This window comes from Streptomyces sp. NPDC007808, from assembly GCF_042868655.1.
GTDB lineage: Bacteria > Actinomycetota > Actinomycetes > Streptomycetales > Streptomycetaceae > Streptomyces.
In genome coordinates this window covers 1090825-1112028 of sequence record NZ_JBIAEQ010000001.1, presented here as the reverse complement: position 1 = coordinate 1112028, position 21204 = coordinate 1090825, and the positions used below count along the sequence as shown (strand labels likewise).

Here is a 21204-nt window from a genome sequence, read left to right as displayed (position 1 = left end):
CGCGCGGCACGGAGCCTGACGGGCGTGCGGTCCATGACCGGCCGCCGGGCCGGTACGCGGAGATATTCGAACAGCATGCGGCCGCGGGCGGTGTCCCGCGGCCGCATGCCCCTTTCTCGGTGAAAGACTGGAGACCGTGGAACGACGAACTGCCGACCGGCTGCTGAGGGCACGCGCACAGGCGATCGGGGGGCGGGCCCGTGAGACGACGGTCGCCGCCGCCCTGGACCGAGTCCTCGCCGTGCAGGCGCAGGACCTCGCGGCGGCGGGCCTCGGCCTGCGCGCCCGGGTGGCGGGCCTGACCGCCGACGACGTACGCAGGGCCACCGACGTCGAGCGGACCGCCGTACGCGGCTGGTTCATGCGCGGCACCCTCCAGCTGGTCCCCGCCGCCGACGTCCGCTGGCTGCTGGGCCTGTTCGGCCCGGTGTACCTGGCGCTCGGGGCGCGCCGGCTGCGTGAACTCGGCCTGGAGGAGGACCTGTGCGAACGGGCGGCGCGGCTGATCGTGCGGGCCGTCGACGGCGAGGGCCCGCTGACCCGGGCCGAACTCACCGAGCGGCTCACCACGCTGGGCGTGGAGCCCAAGGGCCAGTCGGCGTTCCATCTCATCCGGCGCGCCGCGCTGTCCGGGCTGATCTGCCACGGCCCTCAGCGGGCCGGTGAGGCCACCTTCGCCCTGCTCGACGACTGGGTGCCGGCCGCCGGTCCGCTGCCGTTCACGGGGGATGCCGCGCAGATCGAGCTCGCCCGCCGTTACCGCGCGGCCCACGGGCCCGCGGACGCCGTGGATTTCGCGCACTGGTCGGGGCTGCGCGCGAGCGCGTGCAAAAAGGCCTGGGCGTCCGCCGGTGAAATGCCCGCTCAGGACGCGGAAGGCATTGCGCGAGGTGATGTGCGGCTGCTCCCCGCGTACGACAACTACCTTCTCGGATACCGTCGCAGGGAACTGTCGGTGCCCGCCGAGCACGAGCGCCTGGTGTGGCCGGGAGGCGGGGTGATCCGGCCGACGGTCGTGGTCGACGGCTGGGCCGTCGGCACCTGGTCGGGCGGTCGGCGCGGCGGCCCACCGGTGGTCGAGCCCTTCCCCGGGAGCGGGGCCTTCGACGACGCGACGGCGTCGGGGATCGCCCGGGAGAGCGCCGACATCGAGCGCTTCTTCGGCGCCTATGAAAGTTCTCATACGCTCTCTACACCGGATCTGCGGCCGCCCGGATTCGTAACCGGCCCCTAACCCGCCCTCCCTACGGTCAGTGCCGTCCGACAAATCCGTCCCCAATCAGAAAAGGGCGTCGACATGGCACTCGGTCGGCATTCCGATTTCAACCGCCTGTGGTTCGGGCAGACCGTCAGCAACTTCGGCGACAAGATCTCCCTGCTCGCGCTGCCGACCCTCGCGGTCGTCTTCCTCGACGGGGGAGCGTTCGAGGTCGGTGTCCTCGGCGCGCTGCGTTTCCTGCCCTTCCTCCTGTTGGCGCCGGTCGCCGGTCTCGTCGCCGACAGGTTCTCGCGCCGCAGCATCATGATCGTGGCGGACCTGGGCCGCTTCCTGGCCCTGGGTTCCATCCCGCTGGCGTTCGCGCTGGACTCCGTCACGATGGCGCACGTCTACGTCGTGGCCGGCCTCGCCGGCATCCTGACCGCGTTCTTCGAGGTCTCCTACCAGTCCTGGCTGCCGCAGCTCATCGGCACGGAGAACCTCGTCGAGGGCAACACCAAGCTCCAGATCAGCCGCAGCGTCGCCGAGGCCGTCGGCGCCGGCGCGGGTGGTGCGCTGATCCAGCTGCTCGGCGCGGCTCGCGCCATCACGGCTGACGCCTTCACCTTCCTGGTCTCCCTGGTCGCGCTGCTGCTCATCCGGCACCGTGACACGCGGGCGAAGGTGGAGGAGACGAAGGCGTCCGCCAAGGCGGAGATGAAGGAGGGCCTGAAGACCCTCTTCGGCAACCCCGTCCTGCGGGGCCTGTTCACCGCCAACGTCGTGGTCAACCTCGGTGCCGCGATGGGTGACGCGCTGCTCATCGTCTACGCGTACAAGGTCCTCGACCTGAGCCCCGGCCAGGTCGGTGCCGCGTTCGCCGTGATGTCGGTGTTCGTGATCGTCGGCGCGGTCCTGTCCGAGGTCGTCACCAAGGTGCTCACCGTCGGCCGCACGCTGGTCCTGACCGCGGTCGTGCTGGGCGCCGGGTACATCCTGGTGCCGACGGGCGGTGCGGTCGCCGGTTTCGCCGGCCTGATCGTGGTCCAGGCCGTCATCGGCTTCGTCTCCCCGATGTTCGACATCCACGTCCTGAGCCTGGTGCAGGGCGTCACGCCCAACGAGCAGATGGGCCGGGTCAGCGGGAGCGCGCTGTCGGCGGTCTACGGCGCCCTGTCCATCGGGTACTTCGCGGGCGGCGCGCTCGGGGAGCTGCTCGGTCTGACCGGGGGCCTGGCCATCGCCGGAGCGCTCAGCATCATCGGCGGCCTGACGCTCCTCGGGGGCCCGGTCGCCGCGATCAAGGAGATGCCGGGCGGGGACGCCCCCACCGACGCGGGCACCTCCGACACCCCGGGCGTCGATCCGGCGCAGTCCTCCGCGGACAGCACGAAGGTCGGCGCGTAGCGCGACCCCAGCACGTCGGAGGGGGTGCCGGCCGGTCCGGCACCCGCTCCGCACCCGTGCACCGGCGGATCCGTCCCCCCACCGCGGCCGCCCCGGCGGCAGCCGCCGCACCGCCAAGAGCCGGCACCGCCACCCCGACGGGCCGCCTCGCCCTCCCCGGCCCCCACACGCCGTACCCGCGTCCCGCGCCGTCCGGCACTCCCCCGCACCCCTTGCTGTATCCCTCTTCACCAGACGCACGGAGGCACAAGGTGAGCGAGTCCCTCGCCGAACGCATAGCCGCACTGCCGAAGTCCCGCCGGGCACTGTTCCAGGCCCTCGCGGGCCGCACCGGAGGGCGGGCCGGCGTACGGGAGGACCCCGAGCCGGCGCCCCGGGACCCCGACGCGGAACCGGTGCTCTCCTTCGCCCAGCGCCGCCTGTGGTTCATCGACCAGCTCCAGCCCGGCAGCCCGGCGTACAACGTGCCGGTCGCGACCCGTATCCGCGGCTCGCTGGACGTCGCCGCCCTGCACGGCGCCCTCCAGGACGTGGTGGACCGGCACGAGGTGCTGCGGACCGTCTACCAGGACGTGCCCGGCGCCGCCGAGGCCGTGCCACGCGTGATCGACGGCTACCGGCTGCCGCTGCCGGTGACCGACCTGCCCGACGAGGAGGCCGTGCGGGCCTTCTACGACGCGGACGCCTCCGCACCCTTCGACCTCGCGGGCACGGTCCCGCTGCGCGCCTCGCTGGCCCGGCTCTCCCCCGACGACCACGTCCTCGTGCTGAACCTCCATCACATCGTCACCGACGGCTGGTCGATGCGGCTGCTGGCGACGGAACTGGAACGCGCGTACGCGGACCGCACCGGAGCGGGCAGCGCGGACCTCGGGGGGCCGCCGCCCCCGCTCGCCCTGCAGTACGCGGACTTCGCGGCCTGGCAGCGCGACCGCATCGGCGGCGAGCGGCTGCGGTCGCTGACCGGTTTCTGGCGCGAGGAACTCGCCGGCGCCGCCCCGGTGGACCTGCCCACCGACCGTCCGCGCCCGCCGGTGTTCGGCCACGCCGGGGCCTCCCGGTACATCGAACTGCCGTCGCAACTCATCGCCCGGCTGCGGGAGTTCGGCAAGTCGGAGGGCGCCACCCTCTACATGACGTTGCTGGCCGGCTTCGCCGCGACCCTGCGGCGCTGGACCGGGCAGGAGGACATCGTCGTCGGCACCTCCGTCTCCGGCCGCGACCACCCGGCCTTCAGCGACCTGATCGGCTTCTTCGTCAACACCCTGCCGCTGCGCATCAGGACGGGCGGCGACCCGGGCTTCGCGGAGCTGGTCCGCGCCACGCGGCACACCACGCTCCAGGCGTACGCCCACCAGGAGCTGCCGTTCGACCTGATCGTCGACGCGCTCGGTCTGCCGCGCGACCCGAGCCGGCCGCCGCTGACCTCGGTGATGTTCCTGCTGGACGAGACCCCGGACACCGCGCCCGGCCTCGCCGGACTGGCCACCGAGCCCATCGACTTCTCCTCCCGCGCCACCAAGTACGACCTGATGATCAGCGTCCACGACACCGGCAGCGCGGTGCGCGCCCTCGTGGAGTACCCCACCGACCTCTTCGACGCCACGACCGTCGACCGGCTGCTGGGCCACTTCCTCACCACCCTGGAAGCGGCCGTGGAGCGGCCGACCGAGCCGCTGTCGGCGCTGCCGCTGCTCACCGAGGCCGAGCGCCGCGCCGCCCTGGACGACTGGAACGCCACCCGCGCGCCGTTCCCCCAGGACGCCTGTCTGCACCAGCTGTTCGAGGAGCACGCCGACCGGCGGCCCGACGCCGCGGCCGTCGTCTGCGGCGGGCTGGGCGGCTGGAGCGTCACCTACCGGGAGCTGGAGCAGCGCGCCAACCGGCTCGCACACCGGCTCACCGAGGCGGGCGCGGGACCCGACCGGACCGTGGCCCTGTGCCTGCGGCGCGGCCCCGGGCTGGTGACCGCGATCCTGGCGGTGCTCAAGGCGGGCGCGGCCTATGTGCCGCTCGACCCCGAGTACCCGGCCGAGCGCCTGGGCCTGCTGCTGCGGGACGCGGCACCGCCGATCGTGGTCAGCGACGCGGAGCTGGTGGGCCGGCTGCCGCTCGACCCCGGCACCACCCGGATCCTGCTGGACGCCGACCGCAGGGAGCTGGAGTCGCTGCCCGCGACCCGGCCCGCGGTCGCGGTCACGTCCCGGAACCTGGCGTACGTCATCTTCACGTCGGGCTCCACCGGTACGCCCAAGGGCATCGCGCTGGAGCACCGCGGAGTCGTCAACAACCTGCTCGATCTGAACCGCTCGTACGGCATCGGGCCCGGTGACGCGGTGCTGGCGCTGTCGTCGCCGAGCTTCGACATGAGCGTGTACGAGACGCTCGGCATGCTCGCCGCCGGCGGCACGATCGTGCTGCCCGACCCGGCCGCCGCGAAGGACCCGGCGCACTGGGCCGACCTGATCGAACGGCACCGCGTCAGCGTGTGGAACTCCGCGCCCGCGCTGCTCGGCCTCCTCCTCGACCAGCTGGAGCACGCCGACGGACCGGCGCTGCCCGGTCTGCGGGCCGCGTTCCTCGGCGGTGACTGGATCCCCGTCACCCAGCCGGACCGGCTGCGGGCGTTCGCCCCCGCGGTGGCGTTCGCCGCGCTGGGCGGGGCGACGGAGGCGTCCATCCACTCCGTGGAGTACCGCGTCGGCCGCGTCGCCCCCGACTGGACGAAGCTGCCGTACGGCCGCCCCATGGCGAACCAGCGCGCCTACATCCTCGACGCCGCCGACCGGCTCGTCCCGGTCGGCGTGCCCGGCGAACTGCACCTCGGCGGGACGGGCCTGGCGCGCGGGTACCTCAACCGGCCGGAGCTGACCGCCGAGAAGTTCGTGCACGTCGAGCTGGAACCCGGGCGCACCGAGCGGCTCTACCGCACCGGGGACCTGGCCCGCTACCGGCCCGACGGCACGATCGAGCTCCTCGGCCGCACCGACTTCCGTATCAAGCTGAACGGACTGCGCATCGAGCCCGGCGAGGTGGAGAGCGCCCTGCGGGAGCAGGACCAGGTCCGTGAGGCCGTGGTCGTCGCCCGGCAGGCCGCCGGTTCGGCCCGCCTGACCGGGTACGTGGTCCCGGACGAGGGCGCGAGCCCGGACCCGGCCGCGCTGCGCGCCGCCCTGGGGGCCGTGCTGCCGCCGCACTGCGTACCGGCCGAACTCGTCGTGCTGGACCGGTTGCCGCTCAGCCCCAACGGCAAGGTCGACCGCAAGGCCCTGCCCGCGCCGCAGGTCCCGTCGGCGGCCCCCACCCGGGTAGCCGCTGGTGACCCCGCGGCGCAGCGGATCGCGGCCGTCTGGGCGGAGGTCCTCGGCCTGCCCGCCGTCGGGCCCGGCGACGACTTCTTCGCCCTGGGCGGCGACTCCTTCGCGGCCGTCCGGGCGGTGCGGGCCGTCGCCGAGGCGCTGCCGGGAGCGGGCGCCCTGCGGGTGGTGGACCTGTTCAGCAACCCGACCCCCGCCGGCCTTGCCGCCCGCGCCGCCGAACTGACCGGGCACGGCGGCGATCCGACGGCGCACCGGCTGCTGCACCGGCTCACTCCCCCGCCCGCCGGCGCGTCGGCCGCGCTCACCCTGGTGTGCTTCCCGCACGGCGGCGGTGACGCGATCGCCTACCAGCCGCTGGCCGCCCAACTCCCGCCGCACATCGAACTGGTGGCCGTGTCCCCGCCCGGCCACGACCCGCTGAACCCGGGGCCGATGCTGCCGGTCGCCGAGTTCGCCGAGCTCGCCGCCCGCGAGATCGCCCGCACCGTCACCGGGCCGTTCGCGGTGTACGGGCACTGCGCCGGGGTCGTCACCGCCCTGGAGACCACCCGGGTCCTGGAACGCGACGGACTGCGGCCCCTCGCCCTGCACCTCGCGGCCGCCCTGCCGGAGGACGACCCCGACTTCGCCCTGGAGATGGAACGTATCTCCACCGACGACGACCTGGTCGGCTACCTGACCACCATGGACGGCTTCGACGGCGTCCTCGACGACAGCGACCTGTCGGCCGTGCTGCGCATGGTCCGGCACGACATGACGGAGGCCGCCCGCTTCTTCGCCCGGACCCCCGACGGCTACGCCCAGCCTCTCCTCACCCCGCTGACCTGCGTCATCGGCGACGCCGACGACGCCACCCGGGGCTACGAGGAGGGCTATCGCGCCTGGGGCCGGTACGCCCGCGACCTGCGGCTCGCCGTGATCCCCGGCGGCCGCCACTACTTCGCCAAGCATCTGCCGGACCGGCTCGCCGCGCTGCTGGCCGAACTGCACCGCAACGGAGGAACCCATGTCTGACCTCGCCGAACGTCTCGGCCGGCTGCCCCAGGGACAGCGCTCCCGACTGCTGGGCCGGATGCGCAACCAGATGACCGCCGGTGTCGGTCACCGCAACGAACTCAAGCGGGCCGACCACGGGCCGCGCTCCCGCGCCTCCTTCCAGCAGGAGCAGATGTGGTTCGTCGACCGGCTGGGCGCGGGCAAGGCCCGCAACAACATAGCCCTGGCGATACGCCTGGACGGTCCGCTCGACCGGGCCGCACTGCACGAGGCGCTCAACGCCGTCGTCGCCGGCCACCAGGTGCTGCACAGCAGGCTCGTCGAGGTGGACGGTGTGCCGTGGCAGGAGCCCGTGCCCGCCTTCGTCCTCGGCGTGCAGACCAGCGACTTCGCCGGCAGCGACGACCCGGACCGGGACCTCGCCGAGCTCGTCGCCTCCTGCGCGGCGGCACCCTTCGACCTGGCCGCCGCCCCGCCCGTGCGGGCCCATCTGGTGCGCCTGGGCGAGGAGCGGCACGTCCTGCTGTGGGTGGTCCACCACGTGGTCTGGGACCCGGGCTCCACGCGGATCTTCACCGAGGAGCTGACGTCCTGCTACGCCGAGGCCGCCCAGGGCCGCCGCCCGCAGGCCGGTGAACCGCCCGTCGAGTACGCCGACTTCGCCGCCTGGCAGCGCGCCAAGCTCGACAACGCCGAGCACCGCAGGGCGCTGGCCGACAAGTGGCGGCAGCTGCTCGCCGGCGCCGCGGCCACCGAGGTGATGCCCGACCATCCGCGCAGCCCCGAGACCCGCGGTGACGGCCGCGGTCTGACGCTGACGCTGGAGCAGGAGCTGCTGGAGAAGCTGAAGGTGGTGGCCGAGGGCTGCGACACCACCGTCTTCACCACCGTGCTCGCCGCGTTCAACGCGCTGCTGCGGCACTGGACGCACACCGAGGACGTCGTCGTGGGCACGGCGAGCGCGTCGCGTCCGCACCCGGACCTGGAGCGGGTCATCGGCTGCTTCGTGCAGATGATCACCCTGCGCACCGAGGTCGGCGACGGGCTCACCTTCCGCGAGCTGGTCGCGCGCACCTCGGGCACCGTGATGGACGCCTTCACCAACAGCGAGCTGCCCTTCGAGCAGGTCGTCGAGGCCGTACGGCCGGTCCGCGACCCGCTGCGCCACCCGCTGTTCCAGATCGAGTTCACCTCGCTGGGCCGCTGGGGCACGCACACCACCGAGGCCGCCGGGGTCGGATTCGCCGTGGAACAACTCCACGACGGGGCGGCCAAGTTCGACATGAGCTTCCTCGTCGGTGAGAACGACGGGCTGGAGCTGTCGCTGGAGTACAACACCTCGCTGTACCGGCACGGCACCGCCTCCGCGCTGCTCGCCGCGTTCCGGCGGGTCATCGAGCAGGTCGCGCAGAACCCCGACATCCGTATCGGCGAACTGAGCCTGGTGGAGGAGCCGGCCGCCTCCCGGCACGCCCGGGAGCTGTCCCGGGGCGGACCCGTCGACGAGAGCGCCTGGACGACCACGCTCGACCGGGCCTTCCGCGAGCGGGCCACCATCGAACCGGACGCCGTCGCCGTCCGGCACGGCGCGACGACGCTGGACTACGCGGCCCTGGACCGCTGGTCGGAGGCGATCGCCCACCGCCTGCGCGACCGCGGCGTGCGGCACGGCGATCCGGTCGCCGTCTGCCTCGGGCGCGGCCCCGCGGCGGTCGCGGCACTCCTCGGCATCCTCAAGTCCGGTGCCCACTACGTGCCCGTCGACCCGGCCGCGCCCGCCGAGCGCACGAAGACCGTCCTCGCCGACGCGGGCGTCCGGCACGCCCTGGTCGACGACGGGGCGCGGCTGCCCGTGCCGCTGGAGCTGGTCCCCGCCGGCTCGGCCGCCCCGGTGCGCGAGGTGCCGTCCCTGACGCCGACGTCGTCCCCCGCCGACCTGGCCTACGTGCTGTACACCTCCGGCAGCAGCGGGACCCCCAAGGGCGTGATGATCGAGCACCGCTCGGTCACCCACTTCTCCCGGACCATCGCCCGGGCCTACGAGATCGGCGTCGGCGACCGGGTGCTGCACTTCGCCCCGCTCACCTTCGACGTCTCCGTCTTCGAGGTCTTCACCACGTTGCTGGCCGGCGCCGAACTGGTCATCGCCACCGACGACGAGCGCCGGGACCCGGCCCTGCTGCAGGCCCGGATGCGGGACGACGCGGTGACCGTGGCGGAGCTGCCGCCCGCGCTGCTGCCGCTGCTCGACCCGGCCCGGCTGCCGGACCTGCGGCTGGTGTCCGTCGGCGGCGAGGCGTTCCCCGGCAAGCTGGTCGCCGAGTGGACCGCCGGAGAGCGCCGGTTCGTCAACGGCTACGGCCCGACCGAGGCCACCGTCGCCGTCACGCTCATGGACTGCACGGGCGCCTACGACCGCAACCCGCCGATCGGCCGCCCCATGCCCGGCCACCAGGCGTTCGTCCTGGACGAGCGGCTGCGCCCGGTACCGCCCGGGGTGCCCGCCGAACTGTGCGTGGCCGGCCCCGGCATCGCCCGCGGCTACCTGGGCCGGCCCGACCTGACCGCCGAACGCTTCGTCACCAACCCGTTCGCCGACGGCCCCGAGACCGAGCGGCTCTACCGCACCGGGGACCTGGTGCGCTGGCTGCCGGGCGGGAACCTGGAGTTCCTCGGCCGCACCGACCGCCAGCTGAAACTGCGCGGCCACCGCATCGAACCGGGTGAGGTGGAGGCCGTCCTCGTCGGGCACCCCTCGGTCCAGCAGGCCGTCGCCCTCGCCCAGCCGGCCGCGGGCGGCGAGCGGATGCTCGTCGCGTACGTCACCGTCGAGCAGGTCGGGGCGTACGCCTCGGAAGTCGCCGACGCCGAAGGCCTGCGCGCCTACGCGGCCGCCCGGCTGCCGGGCTACATGGTGCCGGTCGTGGTCGTCCTGGACGAGCTGCCCCTGACCCCGCACGGCAAGGTCGACACCGCCGCGCTGCCGCTGCCCGTCGACCAGGCGGCCGACGGCACGGCGCCGCGCGACGCCGTCGAGGAGCAGATCTGCCGCGACATCCTCACACCGCTGCTGGAGTGGCAGAACCCCGACGTCGAGGGCGACTTCTTCGCCCTGGGCGGCAGTTCGCTGCAGGCCACGATCGTGGTGTCGCGGGTCCGTGCGGTGTTCGGCATCGACATCGCGCTCGCCGACTTCTTCGGGCGGCCCACGGTCGCGGGCCTCGCCGACCTGGTGCGCACCGCGCAGGCCGAAGCGGCCGGCGAGCAGGACCGGCTGCTGGCGGTCTTCGACCAGATCGAGAACATGAGCGACGAAGAGGCCGCGGCGCTGCTGGGCTCCCTGCAGAACCCGGACGGCCCGTGATGGCCGCGCCCACCGGCGCCGGTGTCGACCGGGCGCTGGCCGCGCTGCCGGAGGCCAAGCGCGAACTGGCCAGGATGCTGCTGTCCGCCCGGCAGCCCGTCCCCGCCCGTCCGGCCCCGCGCTCCGGCGCGGGGCCGGTCCCCGCGACCGCCCTGCAGGCCCGGCTGCTGCAGGGTGAACGGCGGCAGCCGGGCACCGGCACCGGGTCGCACGCCGTACGGCTCACCGGGCGCCTCGACCACGGGCGGTTGCGTGAGGCGCTCACCGGCGTCCTCGCCCGGCACGAGGCGCTGCGCACCCGGATCGACGACGACCCGGACGGCACGGGACCGCTCCTGACTGTGGACGACGCTCCCTGCCTGCGGCTGACCCGGGCGGACCTCTCGGACCACTCGGCGGTGGCGCGGCGGGACGCGGTGCGGCGCCACCTCGACGAGAGCGCGCGAACGGCGCTGTCCCTGGAACACGGTCGCACCAGCTGGTTCCGGCTGCTGACCCTCGCCCCCGACGAGCACGTCCTCGTCCTCGCCTCGCACCTGGCCGTCTTCGACGGCTGGTCGTCCGGGGTGTTCCTGACCGACCTGGCGGCCGGGTACCTGCACGGCCCGGACAGCCTCGCCCCGCCGGAACTGCAGTTCACCGACTACGCCGACTGGCAGCGGCGCTGGCTGGCCGCGCCCGACGGGCAGGCCGAACTGGCCCGCCTGCGGGTGGGGTTGGCCCGCAGGCCGATGGCGGCACCCGCACCGGGCGGGTTCGAGCGGGGACATCTGCCGGTGCGGCTGGGCCACGGGACGGGCAGCGCGCTCAAGGCGGGGCTGGCGCTCGGTGCCGCGCAGGGCGCCACGCCGTTCATGACGCTGCTCGCCGCCCTCGCGGTGGTGCTGGCCCGCCGCGACGGACGCACGGACACCGTCGTCGGCACCCCGGCCGCCGGCCGCTTCGCCACCCCGCTGGAAGGCTCGGTCGGGCAGTTCACCAACGTGGTGCCGGTGGAGGTCGACCTGTCCGGGAAACCGTCGTTCACGGAGCTGCTGCACCGCACCCGGGCGGCGGTCGCCGAGGCGCTGAGCCACCAGCGGCTGCCCGTCGACGAGCTGTGCGCCGGGGACAGGCAGCCGTACAGCGTGCTGTTCGCCCTCCACAACTACCCCGCCGTGCCCTTCGCCCTGCCCGGAATCGAGGTGAGCCAGCTGCCCGGACCGCCCGCACGCCACCTTCAGCTGTACAGTCCCGACCCCGCCAGGACCTTCGCCTGCGTCGGCCTGGTCGAACGCGACGGCGAGATCGGCGGCACCGCCGAGTTCAACCGGCGGGCCGCCGCACCCGAGGACGTCACGGCGCTGCTCACCGGCATCGAGGACGTCCTGCGACGCGCCGTCGCCTCCCCCGCCGCCCCCGGGATCACCCGCTAGCCCCTGGGAGTTCCATTGCTCACCACCGAGTTCTTCCGCGCGCCCGCCGACTGCGGTCTCGTCCGCAGCGGCGACGGCGTGCCCCGGACGCCGATGCGCGTCCTGCGCGAGGAGATCCACGACGTCCTGGTGTCCGCGCCGGTCGCCGCCGCCCGGCGCACCCGGGACCCCCGCCCGGTCCACCGGGCCCTCGGCGAGGCGGGGCTGCTGGCTCCGCAGTGGCCGAAGGAGTACGGCGGCCGTGGCGTGAGCCAGGTCGCCGCCGCGGTCCTCGTCGAGGAACTGGCGATGCACGACGTACCCGATCTGCTGCACACCCTGACCGTGCAGATCGTCGGCTCGACCCTGCTGAACGTGGCCGGTGACGCGATGAAGGCCCGGCACCTGCCGGGCTTCGCGGCCGGTACGGCGTTCGGCTGCGTGCTCTTCAGCGAACCGCAGGCCGGATCCGACCTGAACATCCTGTCCACCCGCGCCGTTTCCGACGGCTGCGGCGGCTACAAGCTGTACGGCACCAAGGTGCACTCGCTGTTCGCCGGACTGGCCGACTACGGGCTGTGCCTGGCGCGCGGCGAGAACGACGCCCTCAGTCTGTTCCTGGTGCCACTCGCCCAGAAGGGCGTCACGATCAAGGCGATTCCCGGGATCGGTGACGACGCCTTCCACGAGGTGACCCTGGACGGTGTCGTCGTCACCGCCGACGACGTGGTCGGCTCCGTCGGCCAGGGCTGGGCCATCGTCGTCAAGACCCTCGCGTTCGAGCGGACCGGGCTGGACTACTACGTCAAGGCGCTGCGCTGGTACCGCGCCGCCGTGGAACGGCTGGAGGGTCACACCGACCGGCTGGAGGCCGGCCAGCACGACCACATCGGCCTGGCCAAGCTCAACGCCCGGCTGCTCGCCGCCGGCACGCTCGTACGGCGGGTGCTGACCCGGCTCGACCGCGGCGAGCTCAACGAGGACGAGGCCGCCGCGGCGAAGTGGTACACCACCGAACTCGCCGCCGAGGTGGCCTGGTGGGCGGCAGAGCTGGACGGCGACCACAGCATGACGCTCGACGCCCCGGGTGCCGACGGGGTGGCACATCCACTGGACTCGGCGCTGCGGGAGGCGCCCGGGATGCGGATATCCGGCGGCACCGCCGAGATGATGCTGGAGACGCTGGCCCGCCTGCGTCTGGACTCAGGGGCGGAGGTACGGCCGTGACACACGGAACACAGCGGGAGGCCGTCGGCGGGGTGCCCGCCGAGCGGTGGCGCGAGCGCGAGGAGGAGGACGCCCTCTTCCGGCAGCTGCGGCTCACCGTGCGCCAGGGCCTGGAGACCGCCGGCACTCCCGGGCACGCCTGGGAGGCCCTGACGCAGGTGGGCGCCTGGGAGTTCCCGCTGCCCATCGACATGGACGGCCTCGATCTCGGCCAGGCCGTCGTCGCGATGGTGTGCGAGGAGGGCGGCAACGCGATGCGCCCCGTGCCGCTGACCGACACCCTGCTCGCCCTCGATGTGCTGTCCGCGCTCGGCCCGCCGGCGCGGGACGGCCTGGAAGGGCTCCTGGACCGGGTGCGGGAGGGCATGCACCCCGTCGCGGTACCGGGCCGGCTGCCCGACCCGCGCGGTGCGGTGCCGCCGGGCATCACGTGGAAGCCCGACGGGGACCACGGCGGCATCGTCCTCGACGGCACCGGCGGTCCCTTCGCCGCCGGGGTCGAACCGGGGTCGCTGCTGGTCCTGGCCTCCGGTCCGGACGGTCCGTGCGTGGCGCTCGTGGAGCTGCCGGCCACCGGGGTGGTGCTGCGCCCGCTGACCGACCACGGTGGCGGCGCCGTCGCCGGTGCGGTGTTCGAGCAGGCCCGCGTACCCGCGGGCGCGGTGCTGCTGCAAGGTGTCGCCGCCGAACAGGCCCTGGCCCGGGTGGGGTTGCGGGCCGCCGTGCACCAGGCGTCACTCCTCGCGGGCATCACGGCCGCCGCGTTGACGGCCGTGGTCTCCCGGATCAGGAGCCGACGGCAGTTCGGGCAGGCCCTGGTCAAGCACCAGGCTCCCCGGCTGCGCGTGGCCGGTCTCCTGGCCCGGCTCGACGCGGTGCGCTGGGCGGTGGGAGACGCCGCGAAGGACCTCGACGAGGGGCGGCTCACCTGCGGGGAGGCCGCCGGTCTGATCGCGTTGACCGCGGAGACCGCCCTGGACGTGACGCGGGACGCGGTCCATCTGCACGGCGCGTCGGGGCTGGTGCGCGACGGGCTGGTGGCCGGATGCTACCGGCGGGCGGCCTGGGAGGCGCTGCGCTGCGGGCGGCCGGCGCATCTGTGGGACATCGCCGCGCACGGCACCTGAGAGAAGCGACGGGCCAGGGGCTCCCGACCGGCGGAAGCCCCTGGCCCGTTCCGGCGAACGCCGGGTCAGTCGAGGTCGCGGCGCATCACCCAGCGGTAGCGCTTGTCGCTCTTGGCCTCGGTCCTGCGCACCCGGCGGAACCCGGACCGCTCGAACATCTCCATGGTGCCGACGTAGGCGAGCGTCGGGTTGACCCGGCCGCCCTCGGGGTCGACGGGGTACCCCTCGACGGCCGGAGCGCCGTGGGCCCGCGCGTGCTCGACGGCACCGTCCAGCAACCCCGAGGCGACGCCCCGGCCGCGGAACTCCTTGCGGACGACGAAGCAGGTCACGGACCACACCGGCAGGCCGTCGACCTCCGGGATGGTCTTGGACGAGGTCAGGCGGTCGAGTTGCTTGCGGGGGGCGACGTTGCACCAGCCGGCCACCTGTCCGTCGAGGTAGCCGAGGACGCCGGGGGGCGGGTCGGCCGCCTCGACGAGGGAGCGCAGGTGCTCGCCCCGCTCGTCGGCGGTCATCCGCCCGTAGTCGCCCGTGGTCAGCCGCCAGGCCATGCACCAGCAGGTGTGGGCGCTCTTGCGGGGCTGCAGTACCGCCCGCAGATCGTTCCATCGCTCGGCGGTCGCCGGCAGAACTTCCAGAGTCATCAGGCTGCTTCGCTCTCTTTCCCTTGCGGTGCGGGTTCCGGCTGGGCGGACCCGCTCTTCACCCGGCGGTCGGCGCGGAGGGCCGCCGCCAGCACGTCGACGGCTCGACGGCACGCGCGTCGTCCGACATCCAGATGGGTGACCAGCCGGAGCACGTCCGGTCCGGGCGCGGTCACCAGAACTCCCTCCTGAGCCGCCCGTCTCACGAGGTCCTCGGCGCCGGGCGTGTCGACGAGGACGATGTTGGTCTCCGGGTCCCGTACCGAGCAGCCCGCTTCGCGCAGGCCCTCGGCGAGCAGCCGCGCGTGGTCGTGGTCCTCGGTGAGGCGCTCCAGGTGGTGGTCCAGGGCGTGCAGGCCGGCGGCCGCGAGGATGCCGGCCTGCCGCATGCCGCCCCCGAGACCGTGCCGCAACCTCCGGGCCCGCGCCAGGTGTTCGGCGGGCGTGAGGAGGACGGACCCGGCCGGCGCGCCCAGCCCCTTCGACAGGCAGACCGCGAGGGTGTCCGCGACCGGTGCGCCGTACGCGGACAGGGGCGTGCCGGTGGCGGCGTGCGCGTTCCAGATCCGCGCCCCGTCGATGTGCACCGCGACACCCGACCGTGCGGTCAGCCGCCGCAGGGCGCGCAGGGTCTCCAGCGGGTACACGGTGCCGCCCGCCCGGGTGTGGGTCTGTTCGAGCGCCAGCGCCCGGGTGCCGACGGTGTAGGCGTTGCCGGGCCGCAGGATCCGCCTCACCGCTTCGGGGGACAGCAGTCCCCGTTCGCCGGACACGGTGCGGGTCTGGATGCCGCCGTAGCGGGCGGGCGAGCCCTCCTCGTGGGCGAGGATGTGCGCTTCGGCGTCGCAGACGATCTCCTGGCCGGGTGCGGCGAGCAGGCGCAGCGCGATCTGGTTGGCCATCACCCCGGAGGGCACGAACAGCGCGCCGGGGAAGCCGAACAGGTCCGCCAGGCGGTCCTCCAGCGCGCGGACGGTGGGGTCCTCGCCGAACAGGTCGTCGCCGACCTCGGCGGTCGCCATGGCTCTGCGCATACCGGGGGTGGGCCGGGTGACGGTGTCGCTGCGCAGGTCGACGGGGTGCGTGGTCATGGCGTCGGGTCAGCTCCTCGCAGGGGTGGTCGGGGGGTGATCCCGCGGGCCGCGGCCCAGTCGAGCAGCGGGCGCACCTGCTCCCACGTCCGCCGTACGAAGTCGGCGGCGCGGGCGGACCGCAGGGCGGGGCCGGGACCGAGGCGGCGGCCGGCGTCGATCCTGCGGTGCCGCAGCAGGTCCAGCCGGGGGTGGTCGGCGGGCACGCCGCGCGGCCGGGAGGCGAGCCGGTCGCCGCCGATCGTGAAGCCCTGCCCGGTCAGCCGGGCGGTGATCGCGGCGAGTTGCGCGCCGCCGTCCTCGTCCTGGACGGCGGCGCGGTACCGGGTGATCTCGGCCGTCGCGTACGGGTAGTAGCGCCCGGAGGCGTACAGCCCGTCCCGGTCCAGGTGGACCCAGAAGCCGAGGGCGGGCAGTACGTCGAGGTAGGCGCCCTGGTACGTCTTGTACGGCGACTTGTCGTTCGACATCCGGGTGTCGCGGACGGGCCCGAGCAGCCGCACCCCGTCGCCGTCCGGGGCGAAGTGGGCGGACAGTTCCGCGGCGAGCTCCTCCATGGGGGACCGCACGTCGCTCTCGTAGACCGCGCGGTGGCGCAGCCGCCAGGCCTCCTTGGTGTTGTCGGCGGCGAGTTGCGCGTACAGGCGAGGGGCGGAGGGCGGGAAACCGCTGAACGTCACGACAGGTAACCCGGGAGGGGGTGGCGGGCGCAGAGCTCGACGACCCGGGCCCGTGCCGCCGCCCGCGCCGCCTCGGGGAGTACTCCGGAACCGGCCCGCAGGGCGTCGAGCACGTCGGCGACCAGGTCCGCGCACGAGGCGGCGGCAGCGCGGTCCATGCCTCGGGCGGCGAGGGTGTTGCTGCCCAGGCGCAGGCCGCTCGTGGTGCGCACGGGGGTCATGTCGCCGGGGACGCGGTTGCGGTTGACGATGATCCCGCAGGACTCCAGGGCCTCCTCGGCGATGTCGCCGGTCAGTCGGGTGCCGCGCAGGTCGATGAGGACCATGTGGGTGTCGGTGCCGCCGGTGACCAGGCGCATGCCCCGCTGCACGAGTCGTTCGGCGATGGCCTGGGCGCCGTCGGCGAGCCGCTGGGCGAGCGCGGCGAACTCGGGCCCGGCCACGTAGTGCAGGGCGCGTGCCTTGGCGGCGACGGACGCCAGGTCCGGGGTGCCCTGGGTGAAGGGGAAGACCGCGCGGCGCATGGTGGCGGCGAGGGTGCCGCGTTCGGGGCCGGCCCGCCGGGCGTCGCGGCCGAGCAGGATCAGGCCGCCGCGCGGCCCGTACAGCTGCTTGTAGGTGCTCGTGGTCGTGATGTGGGCGTGGTCGACGGGGCTGGGGTGCAGGCCGGCGGCGACCAGGCCCGCGATGTGCGAGATGTCGGCGAGGAGGTAGGCGTTGGCCTCGTCGGCGATCTCCCGGAACCGGGCGAAGTCGATCCTGCGGGGGTAGGCGCTCGCCCCGCACACGATGAGCTTGGGCCGGTGGGCGAGGGCGAGTTCGCGGATCTGGTCGTAGTCGAGCAGGCCCTCAGGGGTGAGGCGGTAGCCCTTGGCGTTGTAGTAGCGGCCGCTGACCGAGGCGGGCGAGCCGTGGGTGAGGTGGCCGCCGCAGTCGAGGTCGAGGCCGAGCAGGGTGTCGCCGGGGCTGAGCAGGGCGGTGAGCACCGCGAGGTTGGCGGACGAACCGGAGTGCGGCTGGACGATGGCGTCGCGGGCGCCGAACGCGGTGCGGGCCCGCTCGATCGCGAGCCGCTCGATCTCGTCGGCGACGCCGCAGCCCGCGTGGTAGCGGGCGCCCGGGTAGCCCTCGGCGGTGAGGTTGCCGAGGGTGCTGCCGCCGCAGGCCAGCACCGACGGGTCGGCGACGCTGGAGGCGGCGACCATCATCAGGGTGTTGTTCTGCCGGGCCGCCTCCCGGTCGAGCAGCTCGTACAGCGTGGTGTCGGTCTGCCGGAGCCGGGCGGCGGCGAGGCCGGCGAAGGTGATCGGGTCGGGTGCGTGCGGTCCCGGCCCGGCGTGCGGGGCGACGTGGTCGCCGGCCGGTGCGTCGACCGGCGCTGGCATGGTGAACGTCATGGCTGTCCCCTCCTGGAGTGGGTGAATCGGCTGGTGCCGTGCGACGGGCCGGTGCCGCCGTCAGTGCGGGGCGTCCGCGTCGTCCGGGGACAGCTCGCTGAGCGCCTCCGCGGTCGCGACCGCTTCGGCGCCGTGCTCCTCGTCGGCGGCGATCTTCGCGGCGAGTTCGGCGACGACCGGGGTGCGGAACACGGTCCTGACCGGTACGGGCACTCCCAGCAGCTCCTGCAGGAGGCCGGCCAGGCGGGTGCCGCTGAGCGAGTCGCCGCCCAGTTTGAAGAAGTTGTCCGCGGGTCCCACGTGGTCCAGGCCGAGGATGTCGCCTATGGCCGCGCAGAGCACCAGCTCCAGCGCGTCGCCGGGTTCCGTGTCCCGGTCCGCGGCCAGGTCCTCGGCCGACTGCTGGGTTCCGGCCCGGGAGGCCAGCAGCAGACGGTCGACCTTGCCGTTGCGGGTGAGTGGCAGTTCGTCCAGCACGGTGAGCGCGGCGGGCACCATGTACGTCGGCAGCTGCTCGCAGAGCCGCGCCAGGATCTGCTCGCCCGAGCCGCCCGGCCCTGCGACGACGTAGGCGTGCAGCCGCCGGACGCCGTGGGCGCTGGCCGGGGCGACGACCACGGCGGCGTCGACCTGCTCGTCCTGGCGCAGTGCCGCCTCTATCTCGCCGAGTTCGATGCGGTGGCCCTGGACCTTCACCTGGAAGTCGTCGCGGCCGAGGATCTCGATGCTGCCGTCGGGCAGGTAGCGGCCCAGGTCGCCGGTCAGGTAGGCGCGTTCACCGGTCTCCGGGAGGTGGACGAAGCGGTCGCGGGTGCGCTCCTCGTCGCCGAGGTAGCCGAGCGCCAGGCCGACGTCGCTGGCCACGGCCATCTCGCCGACGACGCCGAGTGGACGCTCGTGGGCGGTGCCGTCGACGACGTAGTAGCGCTGGTTGGTGATGGGCGTGCCGTACGGGATGCTCGTCCAGGTCGGGTCGACCGCGCCGATGGGCTGGAACAGCGACCAGCAGATGGTCTCCGTCGGGCCGCCGGACCCCACGACCTGGATGCCGGGGCTCTGGGCGCGCAGCCGGTCCGGCAGGGTCAGCGGGATCCAGTCGCCGGAGAGCACCGACAGCCGCAGCGACCGCAGCGGCCGGTCGCCGCCCCGCCGCTCGCGCACCTCGGCCTCGCCGACGAGCAGTTCCATCAGCACCGGTACGGAGTTCCACAGCGTCACGTGTTCGGCGGCGACCAGGTCGGCCCAGACGTCCGGTTCCGCATGGCCGAACGGCGGCGGGATCACCACCGTGCCGCCCTGGGTGAGCACGCCGAACACGTCGTAGATGCTGGCGTCGAAGTGCAGCCCGGAGATGGCCAGGAGCCGGTCCGAGGCGTTCACCCCGAACCGCTGGGCGACGTCACGGATCAGGTTGACCACGCCGATGTGGTCCACCATGACGCCCTTGGGCTCGCCGGTCGAACCGGAGGTGAAGATGGTGTACGCGAGGTCCGCGGGGGTCTGCGCGGTCTCGGGCCGGGTGGCGTCGCCGGTCTCGAAGTCCCGGTCGACGAGGTGGCGCCGCAGGTGCCGCGGCCACTCGATCCGGGTGTCCAGCGCCGACTGGGTGAGGACCGTGTCCACGCCGGCCTGGTCGAGCAGCCGGCGCAGCCGCTCCGGCGGCACGGAAGCGTCCAGCGGCAGGTAGGCCGCGCCGGACGCCAGGATGCCGTACACCGCCGCGTACTGCTCCCAGCCCTTCTCCATCACGACGGCGATCAGCTCACCGGGCCGCGCGCCGTCCGCGCGCAGCCGCCGCCCGATGCGCCAGGCGTACGCGGCGAGTTCGGCGTACGTGAGCCGGCGGCCGGCGTCGACGAGGGCCTCGGCGCCTGGGGTGCGGGCGGCCTGCTCGGCGAACAGCTCGTGCAGGGTGGTGTACGGGATCTGGCCGGCGGTGTCGTTGATGCGGCGGCGCAGTTCCCGTTCGGCGGGCGGGATCAGGTCGAAGCGCCGGGTGTGCAGGCTGCCGGGTTCGTCCAGGAGGCGCCGCAGCAGGGCGGTGTAGGCGCCGAAGGCGGCCTCGGTGAAGCCGGGTGCGAAGGCGCCGTCCACGTAGTCCCAGATGACGCGCAGTTCACCACCGAGTTCGCGCAGCTGCACGTCCAGGGAGACCTGCGGGGTCTGCGAGATGGAGTACACCTCGTGCCCCAGGTCGGTGACCGGGCGGCGGGCGGGGTAGTCGAGCAGGCTGGTGACGACCACCGGCATCCCGGCCTGGGCGCCCGCGCCGTGCAGCCGGGTGAGCTCGCGCAGCACCCGGACGCCGTTGAAGCTGCCGTGCTCCATGTCCCGGTGCAGCTGGTCGCGCAGGGCGTGCGCCCGGTCAAGGAAGGTGGCGCCGGAGCTGTCCGCCGTGAGCATGACGGCATTGGTGAAGTCGCCGAGGACGCCGCCGATGTCCTCGTGCACCGGGGGCCGCTGGAACACCGGGTAGTTGAGGGTGAAGTCGGCTTCCTCCGCCCAGCAGCGCACCACCTCGGCGAACGCGGCGGTGAGCAGGACCGACGGGGTCACCTCCGCCTCCCGTGCCACCTGCTGCAAGCGCTGCCAGTCGTCGGCGGCGAGGCGGTGCTCGTGCCGCTCGAAGCGGACCTCGCCGTCGTCCCGGGCGGGCCCGGCCGGCAGGGAGGGGGCGGGCGGCAGTTGCGGCACCCGCTGGACCCAGTAGTCGCGCGCCGCCGCGAAGGCGGCGGTGCCGGGCAGGACGTCGGCGCGCCAGCGGGCGTACTCGGCGAAGGTGATGCCCGGCTCGGGCAGCTGCGCCGCGGGGTTGTCGTACAGGTCGATCAGGTCGGGAAAGAGCACCTGGAAGGCGCTGGACGCGTCCAGCACCTGCAGGTCGATGCCCAGATGGATCCTGCTGAGGTTCCCCTCCCCCGGCAGCCGGATGATCCGCAGGTCGAACAGCGGCCAGCTGCCCACCGGGAACACCTGGTGGCTCATCTGCGTCCGCAGCCGCGCGAGCCGGCGCTCCGCGTCCGCCGGATCGGTGTCCCGCAGGTCCACGACCGGTATGTCGTAGGGCGGGGGCTCGGCGAGCACGTGCTGGGTGCCGTCGGAGCGGCCGACCGCGCGCAGCATGTCGTGGCGGGCGACGACCCGGCGCCAGGCCGTCGCGAAACGCTCCGGGTCCAGATCGGCGCGCTCCCACTCGAAGTAGCCGTAGCAGCCGATGCTGCCCAGCTCGACGCCCTCGCCCCGGCCGATCATCAGCGCCTGCTGCGTCTCGGTCATCGGGAAGGGCGCGGCGCTGTCGGCGGGGCCGTGCAAGAGCTCGGTCATGGTCCAACTCCACTCGCAGTGACGAAAAAAGG

Annotated in this window: 12 protein-coding genes; 7 read left to right on the top strand and 5 right to left on the bottom strand. The window is 74.0% G+C overall.

Annotated elements, in window-relative coordinates; all coding sequences use genetic code 11:
- The first annotated feature begins 136 nt into the window (after positions 1–136).
- The 7 genes from ACFYNL_RS04805 to ACFYNL_RS04775 all read left to right on the top strand — a co-directional run bounded on the left by ACFYNL_RS04805 (position 137) and on the right by ACFYNL_RS04775 (position 14033).
- Entirely contained in the window at positions 137–1234 is a 1098-nt protein-coding gene (locus ACFYNL_RS04805) for a winged helix DNA-binding domain-containing protein (protein WP_388796414.1), read from the top strand.
- Positions 1235–1297: 63 nt separating this feature from the next.
- The gene (locus ACFYNL_RS04800) at positions 1298–2605 is read left to right on the top strand and encodes an MFS transporter (protein WP_388796411.1); all 1308 of its coding nucleotides are present in this window, start codon (positions 1298–1300) and stop codon (positions 2603–2605) included.
- 251 nt (positions 2606–2856) lie between these two features.
- The gene (locus tag ACFYNL_RS04795; protein WP_388796408.1) at positions 2857–6939 is read left to right on the top strand and encodes an amino acid adenylation domain-containing protein; all 4083 of its coding nucleotides are present in this window, start codon (positions 2857–2859) and stop codon (positions 6937–6939) included.
- On the top strand, positions 6932–10285 hold the full coding sequence (locus tag ACFYNL_RS04790) for an amino acid adenylation domain-containing protein (RefSeq protein ID WP_388796405.1): 3354 nt from the start codon (positions 6932–6934) through the stop codon (positions 10283–10285). Before ACFYNL_RS04795 ends, ACFYNL_RS04790 begins: the two co-directional genes overlap by 8 nt.
- Positions 10285–11700 carry a condensation domain-containing protein gene (locus ACFYNL_RS04785; protein WP_388796402.1) on the top strand — a complete coding sequence of 472 codons (1416 nt, stop codon included), beginning with the start codon at positions 10285–10287 and terminating at the stop codon, positions 11698–11700. Before ACFYNL_RS04790 ends, ACFYNL_RS04785 begins: the two co-directional genes overlap by 1 nt.
- A 15-nt stretch (positions 11701–11715) precedes the next feature.
- Entirely contained in the window at positions 11716–12906 is a 1191-nt protein-coding gene (locus ACFYNL_RS04780) for an acyl-CoA dehydrogenase family protein (protein ID WP_388796399.1), read from the top strand.
- On the top strand, positions 12903–14033 hold the full coding sequence (locus tag ACFYNL_RS04775; RefSeq protein ID WP_388796397.1) for an acyl-CoA dehydrogenase family protein: 1131 nt from the start codon (positions 12903–12905) through the stop codon (positions 14031–14033). Before ACFYNL_RS04780 ends, ACFYNL_RS04775 begins: the two co-directional genes overlap by 4 nt.
- 65 nt (positions 14034–14098) lie before the next feature.
- Here ACFYNL_RS04775 and ACFYNL_RS04770 read toward each other — a convergent pair whose 3' ends face one another.
- Genes ACFYNL_RS04770 through ACFYNL_RS04750 form a run of 5 tightly spaced genes read right to left on the bottom strand, consistent with a single transcriptional unit; the run spans position 14099 to position 21172 of the window.
- Positions 14099–14680, bottom strand: a complete 582-nt coding sequence (locus ACFYNL_RS04770) for a GNAT family N-acetyltransferase (protein WP_388796394.1) — start codon at positions 14678–14680, stop codon at positions 14099–14101.
- Positions 14680–15771, bottom strand: a complete 1092-nt coding sequence (locus ACFYNL_RS04765; RefSeq protein WP_388796391.1) for a threonine aldolase family protein — start codon at positions 15769–15771, stop codon at positions 14680–14682. The genes ACFYNL_RS04770 and ACFYNL_RS04765 overlap by 1 nt, the downstream gene beginning before the upstream one ends.
- Entirely contained in the window at positions 15768–16451 is a 684-nt protein-coding gene (locus tag ACFYNL_RS04760) for a DUF2461 domain-containing protein (protein WP_388796388.1), read from the bottom strand. The genes ACFYNL_RS04765 and ACFYNL_RS04760 overlap by 4 nt, the downstream gene beginning before the upstream one ends.
- The gene (gene glyA / locus ACFYNL_RS04755) at positions 16448–17848 is read right to left on the bottom strand and encodes a serine hydroxymethyltransferase (RefSeq protein ID WP_388796385.1); all 1401 of its coding nucleotides are present in this window, start codon (positions 17846–17848) and stop codon (positions 16448–16450) included. The genes ACFYNL_RS04760 and glyA overlap by 4 nt, the downstream gene beginning before the upstream one ends.
- A gap of 60 nt (positions 17849–17908) precedes the next feature.
- On the bottom strand, positions 17909–21172 hold the full coding sequence (locus tag ACFYNL_RS04750; protein ID WP_388796382.1) for an amino acid adenylation domain-containing protein: 3264 nt from the start codon (positions 21170–21172) through the stop codon (positions 17909–17911).
- Positions 21173–21204: the final 32 nt, after the last annotated feature.

Excerpts from the sequence above, each read along its gene's own strand:
- ACFYNL_RS04800 (WP_388796411.1), top strand. The coding sequence starts at position 1,298 with ATGGCACTCGGTCGGCATTCCGATTTCAACCGCCTGTGGTTCGGGCAG.
- ACFYNL_RS04790 (WP_388796405.1), top strand. The coding sequence starts at position 6,932 with ATGTCTGACCTCGCCGAACGTCTCGGCCGGCTGCCCCAGGGACAGCGC.
- ACFYNL_RS04785 (WP_388796402.1), top strand. The coding sequence starts at position 10,285 with ATGGCCGCGCCCACCGGCGCCGGTGTCGACCGGGCGCTGGCCGCGCTG.
- ACFYNL_RS04770 (WP_388796394.1), bottom strand. The coding sequence starts at position 14,680 with ATGACTCTGGAAGTTCTGCCGGCGACCGCCGAGCGATGGAACGATCTG.
- ACFYNL_RS04765 (WP_388796391.1), bottom strand. The coding sequence starts at position 15,771 with ATGACCACGCACCCCGTCGACCTGCGCAGCGACACCGTCACCCGGCCC.
- glyA (WP_388796385.1), bottom strand. The coding sequence starts at position 17,848 with ATGACGTTCACCATGCCAGCGCCGGTCGACGCACCGGCCGGCGACCAC.
- ACFYNL_RS04750 (WP_388796382.1), bottom strand. The coding sequence starts at position 21,172 with ATGACCGAGCTCTTGCACGGCCCCGCCGACAGCGCCGCGCCCTTCCCG.